The organism is Paenibacillus sp. NPDC058177 (assembly GCF_042883835.1).
GTDB lineage: Bacteria > Bacillota > Bacilli > Paenibacillales > Paenibacillaceae > Paenibacillus_AQ > Paenibacillus_AQ agri.
This window is the reverse complement of record NZ_JBHVVB010000007.1, coordinates 24,772-39,032: the sequence shown is the minus strand read 5'-3', so window position 1 is coordinate 39,032 and position 14,261 is coordinate 24,772. Positions and strand designations below refer to the sequence as shown.

Here is a 14,261-nt window from a genome sequence, read left to right as displayed (position 1 = left end):
AACCCCAACCCCAACCCCAACCCCAACCCCAACCCCAACCCCAACCCCAACCCCAACCCCAACCCCAACCCCAACCCCAACCCCAACCCCAACCCCCATCTCTTTACGTCCAACCATGCAAAAAAAGGATGCCCTCAGCGCCTATGGCTATGAGGGCATCCTCTTGTTAAAATTTCAGGTTATTCAACCGGAAGGGCGTTATCTGGAGTTGTAGCATCGGCCAGCATCTGGCGGAGTACAGTTTGCAGAATACCGCCATTGCGGTAGTAGTCGATATCAACGGTACTGTCGAGACGTGCGATGACAGGGAACTCGAAGTGGGTTCCGTCTTCGCGGGTAGCCGTGACGGTCAATTCTTGGCTAGGCAGCACATTGTTGTCTAGACCGTTAATGTTGAAGGTCTCGCGTCCGGTCAAGCCCAGGCTGCTCCAGCTATGACCTTCTTTGAATTGCAGTGGCAGAACGCCCATGCCGACCAGGTTGCTGCGGTGAATCCGCTCAAAGCTCTCGGCGATGACGGCTTTGACGCCCAGGAGCAGGGTTCCTTTAGCGGCCCAGTCGCGGGAGCTGCCTGTGCCGTACTCTTTTCCGGCGATAACAACGAGATTCTGTCCTGCGGACTGATACAGCATGGAAGCGTCATAGATAGACATGACTTCTTCGCTTGGCAGGAAGGTGGTTACCCCGCCCTCAGTGCCCGGAGCCACAGCGTTACGGATACGAATGTTGGCGAAGGTACCGCGCATCATCACTTCATGGTTACCACGGCGTGAGCCGTAGGAGTTAAAGTCTGCACGCTCTACGCCGTGATCGCGCAGATACTCGCCTGCCGGACCGTTCGTAGAGATGTTACCTGCTGGAGAGATATGGTCTGTTGTAACAGAGTCACCCAGCAGCGCCAGTACGCGTGCGTTGTTAATATTATCGATATCACCAAGGCCATCGGCCAGATTCTCGAAGAATGGCGGGTTCTGGATGTAGGTGGAGTTGTCGTCCCACTCATACAGTTCGCCTTCAGGAACTGGAATTGAATTCCAACGTTCATTCGCGGTAAATACATTTTCGTATTTACGACGGAACATTTCCGGGCTCAAGGAGAGGCCGATCGCTTCTTTGATTTCCGCGGAAGTAGGCCAGATATCCTTCAGGAAGACAGGCTCGCCTTGTGGATCATATCCGAGCGGCTCATTCTGCAGATCAATGTCAACAGTACCTGCCAGCGCGTAAGCAACAACCAGCGGCGGGGAAGCCAGATAGTTGGCTTTGACCTGCGCATGGACACGGCCTTCAAAGTTCCGGTTGCCCGAAATTACAGCAGCTACCGTCATGTCGTTGTCGTTAATCGCTTCGCTGACTTCATCTGGCAGCGGGCCAGAGTTACCGATACAAGTAGCACAGCCATATCCAGCTACGTAGAAGCCGAGAGATTCCAGCGGTTTCAGCAGATCTGCTTTTTCCAGGTACTCTGTAACTACCAGTGAGCCTGGGGTCAAGCTGCTCTTAACGTATCCCGGCTTAGTCAGACCGCGTTCCACGGCTTTCTTCGCCAATAGACCTGCACCCAGCATAACGCTTGGGTTGGAGGTGTTCGTACAGCTCGTAATTGCTGCAATTACAACTGCACCGGTGCGCAGCTTGCTAGTCGAGCCGTTCTTGTGCTCTATTTCAACAACTTGATTGATTTTCTCGTCGCTAAGGCCATATCCACCTTTATTTACAGGTGTACGGATAATGCCTTCAAAGCTTTCTTTCATATTCGTAAGTTCCACACGGTCCTGCGGACGTTTTGGTCCCGCCAAGCTTGGTACAACCGAAGCCAGATCCAATTCGATAACATCACTGAACTGCGGGTCTGGTGTTTCTGCGGTGCGGAACATGCCTTGTGCTTTGTAATAGGATTCTACCAGTGCCACCAGGTCGTCAGGCCGGCCGGTGCTGCGGAGGTAAGCCAGAGTCTCTTCATCGACAGGGAAGAAACCGATCGTTGCGCCATACTCAGGAGCCATGTTAGCTACCGTAGCACGGTCTGCGAGACTGATGTTTGCCAGGCCAGGGCCGTAGAATTCTACGAATTTGCCGACTACGCCTTTTTTACGCAGCATCTCAGTTACGGTCAAAGCCAGGTCAGTAGCAGTAGCGCCTTCTACGAGGCTACCGGTAAGCTTAAAGCCCACAACATCTGGTGTAACAAAATAAAGCGGTTGGCCCAGCATACCTGCTTCGGCCTCGATACCGCCGACGCCCCAGCCGACTACGCCAAGACCATTGATCATGGTAGTGTGGGAGTCTGTTCCTACGAGAGAGTCCGGATAAACTACGGTTTCGCCATCTTGGGTCTTCGTAGCGGCGACAGAAGCCAGATACTCCAGATTCACCTGGTGGACAATACCCGTTGCAGGCGGAACCGCACGGAAATTGTTGAAGGCTGTCTGTGCCCAGCGCAGGAAGCGATAGCGCTCTTCATTACGCTCGAATTCAACGTTCATATTGTATTCCAGGGCATCGGACGTACCGAAGGCATCGACCATAACAGAGTGGTCAATAACCAGGTCTACCGGTACGAGCGGATTGATCTTCTTAGGATCGCCGCCGGCTTTTTTAACTGTATCCCGCATGGCTGCCAGGTCTACGACTACCGGCACACCGGTGAAGTCCTGCAGTACGATCCGAGCAGGGATAAAAGGAATTTCTTTGTTTCGGTCAATACCGCCAGCCCAGCCGGCCAGCTGCTTTACATGCTCTTCCGTGATCGCCCGTCCATCGAATTGACGAACTGCAGCCTCAAGCAATACTTTGATGGAAAAGGGCAGGGAGGAAATGGCGCCCAGTCCTTGTTGTTCAAGGGAATTAAGGTCGTAGTAGCGATACGTTTTGCCACCCGACTCCAGGGTACGGGCTAGCGAAAAATGATCCTTGCTTGGCATAAATGCGCCTCCTTGTTTCATCTGTTGAAACTCCATTTCATATATTGCATCTTCTTTAAGTATAACGTTTACAAGGAGGGGAGTAAAGTTTTTTTTGCTCCTTTTTGATGGGAATACCGCCCGTTTTCTCCACCCTGTAATCATGTCCAAAATGGATTGCATCTGTATAGCAGCGCACTTTCCTTCATATACATAGGACAGCAGCTAAACAGGGGAGAAGGGGCGGGAGTAGAATGGAGCAGGATTGGAAACGAAGTCTGTATGAATATGTGGATCAATTGAACAAAGACAGGGTGGAACCGGGGGTCGTGCCGCGTTTTTCTGTGGTGAGAGATCCGCGCTTTCGGATACAGCAGGGAGAGCGCTCCCGCAGGCTGGGGGAGTGGTATGCCAGCAGAGGCATCACGCCGCTGCGTGGAGAGACGGGAGTCAAGACATTAAATGTTGTACATCAATCTCCTAGTGAGGTTATTGCAGAGGTAGTTCTGCATCGTGCGCTTTATTATGAAAAGGGCGGAATGAGGCATCGTGAAGATGCAGTAGAATCGGAACGCTTGATTTTTGTTCAGGGCGGGAGCTGGGAAATTGCCGCAGTGGAGCGGAGAATTCCAGAGAGGAGTGCCAAACGCTACATTGAACCTGAAGCGGACGGGAGAGTCTCCAAATGGGGAGAGGTTCTGCCTGCCCCACAGCCCTCGCAGCCGCTTCTGAACAAGAATATATTAGGGGGAAATTCCGGCTCCAAAGAGATCCGTTACAACCGCGAGGCAGCTGTAGCATACGCCGATCGTTGGTGGAAAGAAGGGAACCCGGAATACACCAACTTCGAAGTGGATTGCACCAATTATGTCTCCCAATGTCTCTTTGCAGGGGGAGCGCCTTTCAACTATACTGGTAAAAGAGAAACGGGCTGGTGGTACAAAGGTTACAATGGAAGCCAGGAGTGGTGGAGCTTCAGCTGGGCTGTGTCGGACAGCCTGCAACGTTATTTGAGTGCCAGCCGCAGCAGCGGTCTGCGTGCTGAAGCAGTAGAGCGGGCAGAGCAGCTTCAGCCGGGAGATGTCATCTTCTACGATTGGGATGGCGACGGCCATTACCAGCACAGCACGTTCGTCACCGCGCTTGATGCAGGCGGCATGCCGCTGGTAAATGCACGTACGGTCAGCAGCCGCCACAGATATTGGGATTATCGCGATTCCTATGCGTGGACCGACAAGACGGCCTACCGTTTTTTTCATATTAATGACTATTTATAATTCGGAAAGAGGTTATTGGAGTATGGGGAACGCAAAATTGACCGTAGGTCTGGTATACGGCGGCAAATCTGGTGAGCATGAGGTGTCGCTGCAGACGGCTTTTGCAGTCATGAATGCTTTTGATTACGATAAATACGAGATTCTGCCTTTTTATATTACGAAGCAGGGATTGTGGAAGGTGGGCGAGACGCTGACAGCGCCATTCGCACAGATTGAGCAGCTTAAGCTTGCTGAGGCGTCTTCTGATTCAGGAACTGCGATGAATGCCATATTCAGCGGTCTTTCCAGTGAGGTGTCAGCGGTTGATGTGATGTTCCCGATGCTGCACGGCACTTATGGAGAAGATGGTACCATTCAAGGCTTGTTCGAAATTGCGAACATTCCTTATATCGGGGCTGGAGTTTTGGCCTCGGCGGCGGGTATGGATAAGGTCGTAATGAAGAAGCTGTTCGCTGAAGCCGGACTGGATCAGTGTGAGTACTGCTACTTTAACGCTAGCTCGTGGAAACACAGAAGTCATGAGCTGATCGTGAATGTGGAGGATAAACTTGGCTACCCTGTGTTCGTTAAGCCGGCCAACCTGGGGTCCAGCGTGGGCATTTCCAAAGCAGAAAACCAAGAAAGTCTGGTTAAGGCTGTCGAGTATGCTTTCCGATATGATACGAAGGTCATTATTGAAGAATTCGTGGATGCACGTGAGCTCGAGGTTGGTGTGCTGGGTAACGAAGAGCCTGAAGCCTCCGTTCCGGGTGAAATTGTTTCCTCTGGTGAATATTATGATTACGCGGCCAAATACATTGACGGCAAGTCACAAATGCTGATTCCGGCTCCGGTTGAACCCGATATTGCAGACCGGCTAAGAGAATCGGCGCTGGTGGCTTTCAAGGCTATTGAAGGAAGTGGCATTACGCGGGCGGACTTCTTCGTGCGCAGATCTGACGGCAAAATTATGATTAATGAAGTGAACACGATGCCAGGCTTCACTCCTTACAGTATGTATCCACTACTGTGGCGTGAGACTGGCGTATCCTATAGAGCGTTGCTGGACCGTATGATCGAGCTGGCGCTGGAACGCTACAATTTCAAGCAAAACCTGAAATACGACAACGAATAATACACTATGACAAGGCGTCAGGCGGGATCATCCCGGCCAGAGAGGAGAGAGAAGGATGGGCTTTCAATCAGAGTTCAATTCGGTATGCAAATTCAAAAGCGAACAGGAATTGTATGAGCTGCTGGAGTACGGCCGCACTAAGATGGTAAAGCAAGGATTTCGCGTCTATCCGACCGGGCAAAAGGTCATCGCCTACACTCCAGAGAATGTTGCTGTAGCGATCGTCAAAATTTCAGCGTCCATCGCCGAGATCAATTTTCAGGGACATGAGGTAACAGCAGTGGAGATGGATCTCATCCGCAAACTGAATGAGGAAGAATCAAGGGTGCAGACTGCTCTAGCTTATGAGATGTTTTTCGGGGAAGAGAAATGATTGTAAGGTTTGGTTATGTGGCGATGTCTACGGTTATTCCCGATTGTTCACCTTCCAAGACGATGACGATGGCTTCATTCAAAAAGCTGGAAGATCGCGAAGCGGCACTTGCCCGCTTGGAGAGCCTCACTCGAACGAATTTGCACAACACGTTGCGTCTGCTGAAACATAACACTGGCTCCGATATCAAAGTATACCGGATGACCTCGAAGCTGGTCCCGCTGGCAACGCATCCCGATCTCCAGGACTGGAAGCCGCTGGCGGCGCTCGCGGATGATTTCGCTGAAGTGGGCGATTATGTGAAAAGACACGGCATGAGGGTATCGTTTCACCCCGATCATTTCACGGTACTCAGTACGCCGCGGCCAGAGGTGCTGGTGAATTCCATCCGGGATCTCCAGCATCATACTGATATGCTGCGTGCGATGGGGCTGCCGGCAACGGCCAAGAACAACATCCACATCGGCGGAGCCTATGGGGACAAGCCTACGTCGGCAGCGCGGTTTGAAGATCATTTCCGGGAGCTTCCCTTGGAACTACAAGAACGTGTCACGCTGGAGAATGACGACAAGACCTTCAATGCCCCGGAGACACTGGCAGTCTGCCGGCATCTCGGACTTCCGATGGTGCTGGATATTCATCATCAGTGGGTGAACAATGAAGGGGAACTTCCGTGGGAGTTGTGGCCTGAAATTCTGAAGACGTGGCAGACACCACTTGCTTTGAAGGATGTACTTCCCGGGGAGCATTTGCCGCCAAAAATTCATGTGTCGAGTCCTCGCAGCCCCTCTGATCCCCGCAGTCATGCCGACGGGGTAGAGCCTGTGCCACTGCTGGCTTTCCTGCAGCGCATTGCAGAGGATACGCCTGCCGTGGATGTGATGATTGAGGCCAAGCTGAAGGACGGTGCGCTTTTTGGGCTGATGGAATCAATGAAGGAAGCGGCGAAGGCTGACCATAGAATAACTGTATTAGACGGGGCCAGCGTTAATATTGAACCATAAACAGTGATAAACCGCGTGATATAGCCGGAACAGAGGCCTGCCCATGACTTGATAAGTCTCCGGAAATAGGGTACGTTGGATAAAACCAAATGCCCGGGAAATCCCTTGCCGTTATCTGTATTTTTTTGCAAGGGCTCCGGCCCGGAAATGACGATTATGTTCAAGAAAGCGGAGTGAAATGATGAACCCTATAAATCCTAATAGCCGAAATGAACGGGAACCCTATGTCGTAACCAGCAAGGGACACACGGCCGTAGCCATTAATGCTGCCGCCAAGGCAGGGGAATGGATCAAAAGCAGACAGGGTCAGGTAAAAGAGCTTGGCACCAAAACCTCAGCGCAGGATCTGGTTACAGAAGTGGATAAGGGCGTAGAGCAGATGATCCGCAGGCTGATCCTGACTCATTATCCTGACCATGCCATCCTTGGCGAGGAAGGGGTAGAGCCGGGTGCCGCCGCCGCAGCTGCCGCTCTTGAAGAAGCGCGTGAGCATGAATATTTGTGGATTGTGGATCCAGTGGATGGAACCACTAACTTTGTCCACGGCTTTCCTTTTTACTGTGTGTCGATTGCACTCGTCGTTCGGGGAGAATTGACCGTTGGTGTTATTTATGACCCGACCCGTGATGAAATGTTTGTCGCTGAAAAAGGTAAGGGTGCATATATACACGGTATTCGTGCTTCCGTTTCGACGGAAAATGAACTGGCCGGCAGCTTGCTAGCCATGGGCTTCCCGCCGGATCGCGAGTTTGCGCAGCCAGCGAACATGGCCGGTCTGCAGCAGCTGCTGCCGCAGATCAGGGGCATACGCGCCGGTGGCTCAGCGGCGCTGCATCTTGCCTACGTGGCAACTGGCAGAGTCGACGCTTACTGGGAAGTGGGGCTTAACCCTTGGGATTGTGCGGCTGGTGTTCTGCTTGTATTGGAATCTGGTGGCAAGGTCACAGATACTCGTGGAAGTGCTTATGATATTGGCACCCGCCATGTTGTGGCGAGCAATGGCCGTATTCATGATGCGCTGATTGCTTCGCTGAAAGCTGGGGAAGCTACAGGATATCAGCCATAGGGAGGAATCCATTATGACCATGAGCGGCAACGATGATTTGGAACGCAAGCTGAGTGAGTTGCTGGAAGATGGCGAGATGGAGCAGACCGACCGCTCTGCTAAGGAGCTCCGGCAAATCTCGCCCAAGTATGAGATTCGTATCCAGACGACGCTGGACCCCATCGTGGAGGAGACAAGGCGTTATCGCAAGATCGGCCAAGAATTGGATGACCGTTATGATAAGTATATGGAGCGTGCTGGAGAGCCATCTGGTCCAGCGAATGACTCCGCTAAAAGTGAGAGTCCAAATTCCGATAAGGAACAGCAATAGAATAGCTATCTTCTTACAAAAGAGCGGTTCTTCGTTTAACGGAGGACCGCTCTTTTGCATGGGTATCCGGGATGGTAGAATAGAGTCAGAACGAAATGGGGAGGAATACGATGCTGAAAGTTTGGAAGAAGATAACAGCGGCTAGTATGAGCAGTCTACTGCTGTTATCGCTATGGATAGGTGTCCCCGGGTCAGTGCAAGCTGCAGGAGAGGCAGCTGCAGCGCAAGGAAAAGGACCGGAGACCTTCCGCATCGTGGCACTGGGAGATTCCATAACGGCTGGATATGAGCCGGGAATGACAGACCTGAACGCGAAGCCTTATGGATATGCGGAGAGATTGCTGGAGCAGGGCTGGTACCATGGCCGGAGCGAGCTCGCCAATTACGGTATCCTCGGATTGACTACTTCGGGCTTGAGTCACTATACAGAGGCGCTCAAAACCGGAACGGCCACTACACCGGATGCAATTCAGCAAGGTCTTCCTGATCCCAGAATCGCTGCCTTCGCAGCGGAGATCCCGCAAGCGGCCAAGGAACTCGCGGCAGCGAATCTTATCACGATTACAATCGGCGGGAATGACTTAAGCAGCTTGTTCTTGAAGGTCAAAGATCTGACAGATGCGGACTTTGAGACACAGCTCGATCAGAAGCTGGCTGATTATAGTGCTAATCTGAAGGTCATTCTGGAGAATATCCGGGTGGTCAATCCGGGGGCCAAGATTCTACTTGCTGATCAATATCAGCCAGCGCCCAAGATTGCCGTTGGCCAGTCTTACACAAAGCTGATGAATGCAGCAGATCGCCTCACATCTGCCGCTGAGGCTGTGGCAGGTACATTCAGCCAAGGCAGCGCACCGGTGTTGGTCGCTCATGTTGCCGAGCAATTTGCCGGAGCAGAGTTCTCATTAACCTATATTATCAGTGGCAAGACACCGGATTTTCACCCGACACAGCTAGGATATGAGAAGATCGCTACAGTGTTCGCAGAACTGCAGTGGGGTGCATACCGCACACCAACGGCAGTCGCTACGGCTGCGACAGTTGCTCCTATGAATATTGTTGTGAAGGGTGTGGAATTGAATACTCCCAACAAGCCTATACTTAAGAACGGTCAGAACTTCCTGGCGCTGAAGGATATTCTGAATGCTGTAGGCGCATCCGGCAAATGGGATAATAAAACATCAAGTGCAACGATTCAATACGGTGACAGAACGGTTGTCGTTACGATTGGAGCGAAGACGATTAAGGTTAACGGTCAGGATGTAGCAATTGATACCCCTGCTTTTCTGCAGAAGGTTGGCAAGGAAGACAAAACCTATCTTCCACTGGGCGCGTTAGCTACTGGACTTGGATTTGACGTGAATTACAGCAGCAAGCTGCGGACGGCTTTCATAAATCCGTAAGGATGCATACAGTACTTATATATATAAATCAAACCCGTAAGGCAAAGGTGGATGAAATTGTTGTCTAATTCAAAATTTACTGCTGACTATATCATTCGGATGGACGATATTGTTCGGGAAGGAGATCCGGTACTTCGTGAGGTGACCCAGCCGGTGGAGATTCCCTTACAGGAAGCTGATCGTGAGGCGCTGCAATGTATGATGCAGTTCCTGAAGAACAGCCAGAATCCGGAACTTGCGGCTAAATACAAACTGCGTCCTGGTGTGGGGCTTTCAGCCAATCAGATTGGATTGTCCAAGCGGATGTTCGTCATGCTTGCCACTGATGAGAAAGGGCGCATGGTTGAGCAGGCCTGGGTGAATCCCAAGATCATCAGCCACTCGATGGCGATGGTGTATTTGCCCGAGAGTGAGGGCTGCTTGTCGGTAGATCGTCCAGTACATGGCTTTGTACCGAGATATGAGTCTGTGAAGGTCAAGGGTTATGATGCCAGCGGCAAAGAGATCGTTGTTCGCTACAAAGGTTATCATGCAATTGTCATTCAGCACGAGATAGATCATCTGGATGGCCTCATGTTCTATGACCGGATTAACAAAGAGAACCCGTTCAAGCTTCCGCAGGGTGTGGAGATCCACAGTTTGTATGAGTAGTTAACATGCTGGATTCTTTTTACAAAAAACGCGTAAAAAGAATGGCTTTCGTCCTCTATTCCAGGGGTTGAAGGCCATTTTTTTGAGTTGGATACACATTCCAAATGTTGGGTGTTTATATGCTATACTGTCATTATTACAACTGAGACAAGGAGGCTGTAATAATGGGAACAATGGGCTGGGGTGAATTTCGGACGATTCCGAGTCATTATAATGAGGAAGTTAGAGCAATAGATGAGCACATTCTGGGACTGGTGCAACAGCGGAGGGAATTCGCTGGGGGGAAGAGAGCCGTACCGGCTCCCGAGCAGATGCAAGTCTTCGCCAAGCAGTTCGGACTGGAATTGGAGCAGGTTGCGATGATTCTGAGCGGGTTGAATGATAGGGTACAGCCCATCTTCTGGCCGGAAGAGGAAGAAGTGGTGGGTGTGCTGCCAATTTTGCAAAAAACATCACAAGATCACTGTGATTATAGCTTGACCCATGCAATGCAGTATGAAAGCTATAGCGTTGTTACGGTTGAGATTAAATATCGTCAAAAAGAGTCCGGAAATGTGCAGCTCCAGCCTAACCTGACCTTGGCTATTATCGGTGAGCGGGAGTATACAGTACAAAGACATGGAAGTAGAGGTGGCGGGACCCATGCCCAGCTCCAGTTTGTAGTCATCCCTGCGCTGCCGAAGGAATTGAACGGGATTGAGTTCTCATTGGTGCCGGAGGCTATGTTTTTGGAAAATAAAATCAAGGAAATCAATTTGAACCGTCAGGTGGATTTTTATCCCTCCGTCTAATCAACCTGGAGGATGATAAGGTAGCAGACGGGCAGGGGAATGGACGGTACTATTTGATCCAAAAAAGCCGCTGGGGAACGATATGTCCCCAGCGGCTTTTGATGATATAACCTATGTGAGCTCCACAAACTGATTCAGCTTTTTACAGGTCACCCGCTGCCATGGCGGCAAAGGAGGCCTCAGCAGCTTCCAGGGTGGCAGCGATATCGTCATCGGTATGCGCGGTGGTCAGGAACCACGCCTCATACTTGGACGGTGCCAGATTGATGCCACGGTTCAGCATGTGCCGGAAGAAGCTGGCGAACATTTCTCCGTCCGTATCCTGTGCCTCTTCGTAATCAGTGACCTGGTGATTGCAAAAATGAGTAGAGAATGCTCCGCGGATACGGTTGATCGTCAGTGGAATACCATGACGGTCTGCCGAGGCCTGAAGCCCTTCGGTCAGAGTAATTGCAAGACGCTCCATTTCTTCATAGACGCCTTCTGCGCTTAACACCTCAAGACAGGCAATACCGGCAGAGATGGAAGCCGGATTCCCCGCCATCGTCCCTGCTTGGTAAGCAGGACCGAGTGGAGCTACCTGCTCCATGACATGCTTGCGCCCACCGTAAGCACCGATCGGCAGGCCGCCGCCGATGATTTTGCCGAGCGCCGTCAAGTCAGGTGTGATGTCTTCATGGTTATCGAGACCGGCATAGGTTTGAGTGGAGCCGTAATGGAAGCGGAAAGCCGTGATTACCTCATCGTAGATGACAAGCGAGCCATTGTCACGAGCCTGCTTGCACAGTCCTTCCAGGAAGCCTGGCTTCGGCATTACCATACCGAAATTGCCGACAATCGGTTCGACCATAACAGCGGCCACATCGTCGCCCCAGGTGGCAAGTGCCTCGCGCAGTCCGTCCAGGTCATTGAACGGAACGGTAATGACTTCTTGCGCCAGACTGACGGGAATGCCGGCACTGTCTGGGATACCTAGTGTGGAAGGACCGGAACCGGCGGCAACGAGCACCAGATCGGAATGGCCGTGATAGCAGCCGGCGAACTTGATGATCTTATTGCGCTTCGTATAGGCGCGAGCCACGCGAATCGTGGTCATGACGGCTTCGGTGCCGGAATTGACGAACCGCACTTTGTCCATCGAAGGGATGGCGTCCTTAAGCATTTTAGCAAGCTTGATTTCCAGATGGGTTGGTGTGCCGTAAAGGATGCCGTTCTCGGCAGCTTGAGTGATGGCTGCTGTAATGTGAGGATGGGCATGTCCGGTGATAATAGGACCGTAAGCAGCCAGATAATCTATGTAGCGGTTATTGTCCTCATCCCAGAAATGCGCGCCGCTGGCCCGCTTCATGAATACAGGGGCACCTCCGCCGACGGCTTTGAAGGAACGGGAGGGACTATTGACGCCTCCTACGATATGCTGAAGGGCTTCCTGATAAAGTTGCTCTGATGTGGAACGGTTCATGAATAATCATCCTTTCGTCTTCCATAGGCAAGGGAACGGGCGAGCAGCGTTTATGTCCGCTGTTCGCCCGTCTGTGATCATGCCTTGGGGGTTATTGTATAGTCTTCCGTGCCCATTATGGAACTATGGGGTTGCGGGAGCACTGCTACTCGTGCCAGCCTCCGGTGAAGGAGAGGGCTCAGGACCATTCAGTGTATCCTGTACAAATTTCTTGAGCTTGCTAGTGCTGCTGATTCCAATGACGGCCGATCCATTACTGGTCTCATCTTCCTTGAGCAGGTTCATCGGCGGGATTTGCTCACTGCCGCCAATACTGCTATCGTAGCCTACACTCGCCAGCTTCGCCATGTCGGTCAGTGTCAGATTGGTGTCGATATACGGACTAACATCTGACAGGATGGAAGGTAGCTTGAAGAGTGTGGTGGTGCTTTTCAGTTTGTCGGCTACGACCTTCAGGAAGGCACGCTGACGTTCCGTCCGGGTGAAATCGGAGGTGGCATCATGACGGAAGCGGACGTACTGCAGGGCCATATTGCCGTCCAGATGCTGGAACCCCTTTTTGAGATCGATATCGTATTCGGGTCCGTCGGCAATCGTCTTGTAGACCATATCCTTCTCCACGTCGTAATCCACGCCGCCTACCGCATCTACCAGCTTGATAAAGCCCTGGAAGTCTGTATAGACATAATATTGAATCGGGATGCCCAGCAGATCGCCCACTGTCTGCATTGCCGTGTTGGGTCCATAAATAATCGCTGCATTGATACGCTGCTTACCGTGATCCGGAATAGCTACATACGTATCGCGGAGAATAGAGAAGACAGTGATCTTCTTCTTCAACGGATCAAGAGAAGCCACAAGCATCGTGTCCGAACGGGGGACTTCGCCTTTCTTCACCCCACGGGCATCCACACCCATGAGCAGAATATTAACAGGCTCCGTGCCCTCCCATTTAGGAGGCTCAGGCGTGTCGGTATCAACCGTCTCCACATTTTGGAAAGGTGAATTGTCGCCATCTTTTTGGAGATTGCCAAGTTCATTGGCGATGGAGGTGAAGTAATATACAACACCGCCGATGATTAGAAGAAGTATTATAGCCAGAGTCCAAATCAGTGGTTTCTTAGTTTTACCGGCCTTTGCGTGCCGTTTCCTTCTTGGTGGCATTTCTCGTTCTTCCTTTCGCATTCACATTCTCTACATTATAATTTCTTTTGGGAATACGCGCAATTTCGGAATAATTATCCTAATAAAATGAAGGTGTGAAAAAACATGAATAATACTGGAATAGAAGTGGGACAAGCCGCCCCTGATTTTACGTTGCCATCCTCCAATGGGGAGCAGGTTCGTCTGAGCCAATACTTGGGACATAAGGTTATTTTATATTTTTACCCGAAAAATATGACAACCGCCTGTACGCAGGAAGCGTGCGACTTTAGGGACGCTCATGAAGAGATTGCTGCCAAGGGTGCAGTGGTCCTGGGAATCAGTACTGATAGCTTAACCTCGCATGCTAAATTTATTGCCAAGTACGGTTTGCCTTTTTTGTTGCTCTCGGATGAGGAGCATACCGTAAGTGAGCTTTATGGCGTGTGGCAGCTGAAAAAAATGTACGGCAAGGAATATATGGGCATCGTCCGTTCGACCTTTCTGATTGACGAGAATGGAATCATTGTAGAGGCGTGGAATAAGGTCCGGGTTAAAGGGCATGTGGAAGCAACTGTGGAGCAGCTTGGCTAGAGATGTAAATGGATTAATTTACATGCAAGTGTCGTGCTCTTTTAATTTAAAAATGAATATTGGTTTGGTCGTCCATGTGAAGTGGGCGGCTTTTTTTGTAGACAAACATCCATTTCAGAAAATTTCAGCAAGTAGTTGACGGGAAAATACGTAAAGAGTAGAATAGTTCG

General features: G+C 51.1%; 13 protein-coding genes. 10 read left to right on the top strand and 3 right to left on the bottom strand.

Going from position 1 to position 14,261, the window contains the following annotated elements:
• Nucleotides 1-179: 179 nt before the first annotated feature.
• A complete protein-coding gene (acnA, locus tag ACFVU8_RS23720) occupies nt 180-2,924 on the bottom strand; it encodes an aconitate hydratase AcnA (protein ID WP_387430574.1) in 2,745 nt (914 codons plus the stop codon).
• A gap of 233 nt (nt 2,925-3,157) precedes the next feature.
• On the opposite strand from acnA, the gene ACFVU8_RS23715 reads away from it, so the two are divergent.
• From ACFVU8_RS23715 to ACFVU8_RS23675, 9 genes are all read left to right on the top strand, one after another.
• Nucleotides 3,158-4,180 (top strand): amidase domain-containing protein, encoded by a 1,023-nt coding sequence (locus ACFVU8_RS23715; RefSeq protein WP_379468386.1) that lies wholly within the window; start codon nt 3,158-3,160, stop codon nt 4,178-4,180.
• 22 nt (nt 4,181-4,202) lie between these two features.
• On the top strand, nt 4,203-5,294 hold the full coding sequence (locus tag ACFVU8_RS23710) for a D-alanine--D-alanine ligase (RefSeq protein ID WP_387430572.1): 1,092 nt from the start codon (nt 4,203-4,205) through the stop codon (nt 5,292-5,294).
• A 55-nt stretch (nt 5,295-5,349) separates the two neighbouring features.
• Nucleotides 5,350-5,667, top strand: coding sequence for a hypothetical protein (locus tag ACFVU8_RS23705; RefSeq protein WP_175372145.1), 318 nt, complete (start codon nt 5,350-5,352; stop codon nt 5,665-5,667).
• Nucleotides 5,664-6,671: a UV DNA damage repair endonuclease UvsE gene (gene uvsE / locus ACFVU8_RS23700; protein WP_387430570.1), complete on the top strand. Its 1,008-nt coding sequence runs from the start codon at nt 5,664-5,666 to the stop codon at nt 6,669-6,671. The genes ACFVU8_RS23705 and uvsE overlap by 4 nt, the downstream gene beginning before the upstream one ends.
• Nucleotides 6,672-6,852: 181 nt before the next feature.
• Complete coding sequence (locus tag ACFVU8_RS23695) at nt 6,853-7,737, top strand: inositol monophosphatase family protein (protein WP_387430871.1); 885 nt, start codon at nt 6,853-6,855, stop codon at nt 7,735-7,737.
• A gap of 19 nt (nt 7,738-7,756) precedes the next feature.
• Complete coding sequence (locus tag ACFVU8_RS23690; protein ID WP_379468600.1) at nt 7,757-8,047, top strand: hypothetical protein; 291 nt, start codon at nt 7,757-7,759, stop codon at nt 8,045-8,047.
• A 110-nt stretch (nt 8,048-8,157) separates the two neighbouring features.
• Nucleotides 8,158-9,450, top strand: a complete 1,293-nt coding sequence (locus tag ACFVU8_RS23685; protein WP_379468376.1) for a stalk domain-containing protein — start codon at nt 8,158-8,160, stop codon at nt 9,448-9,450.
• A gap of 99 nt (nt 9,451-9,549) precedes the next feature.
• Nucleotides 9,550-10,101 carry a peptide deformylase gene (def, locus tag ACFVU8_RS23680; protein WP_387430870.1) on the top strand — a complete coding sequence of 184 codons (552 nt, stop codon included), beginning with the start codon at nt 9,550-9,552 and terminating at the stop codon, nt 10,099-10,101.
• Between the two features lie 164 nt (nt 10,102-10,265).
• The gene (locus tag ACFVU8_RS23675) at nt 10,266-10,892 is read left to right on the top strand and encodes a hypothetical protein (protein ID WP_379468374.1); all 627 of its coding nucleotides are present in this window, start codon (nt 10,266-10,268) and stop codon (nt 10,890-10,892) included.
• Nucleotides 10,893-11,034: 142 nt separating this feature from the next.
• Here the strand turns inward: ACFVU8_RS23675 and ACFVU8_RS23670 are convergent, their stop codons facing one another.
• On the bottom strand, nt 11,035-12,354 hold the full coding sequence (locus ACFVU8_RS23670) for a glutamate-1-semialdehyde 2,1-aminomutase (RefSeq protein WP_387430568.1): 1,320 nt from the start codon (nt 12,352-12,354) through the stop codon (nt 11,035-11,037).
• 123 nt (nt 12,355-12,477) lie between these two features.
• A complete protein-coding gene (locus ACFVU8_RS23665; protein WP_387430566.1) occupies nt 12,478-13,518 on the bottom strand; it encodes an LCP family protein in 1,041 nt (346 codons plus the stop codon).
• Between the two features lie 105 nt (nt 13,519-13,623).
• Between ACFVU8_RS23665 and bcp the strand changes: the two genes are divergently transcribed.
• Nucleotides 13,624-14,091 carry a thioredoxin-dependent thiol peroxidase gene (gene bcp / locus ACFVU8_RS23660; RefSeq protein ID WP_387430564.1) on the top strand — a complete coding sequence of 156 codons (468 nt, stop codon included), beginning with the start codon at nt 13,624-13,626 and terminating at the stop codon, nt 14,089-14,091.
• Nucleotides 14,092-14,261 lie beyond the last annotated feature (170 nt).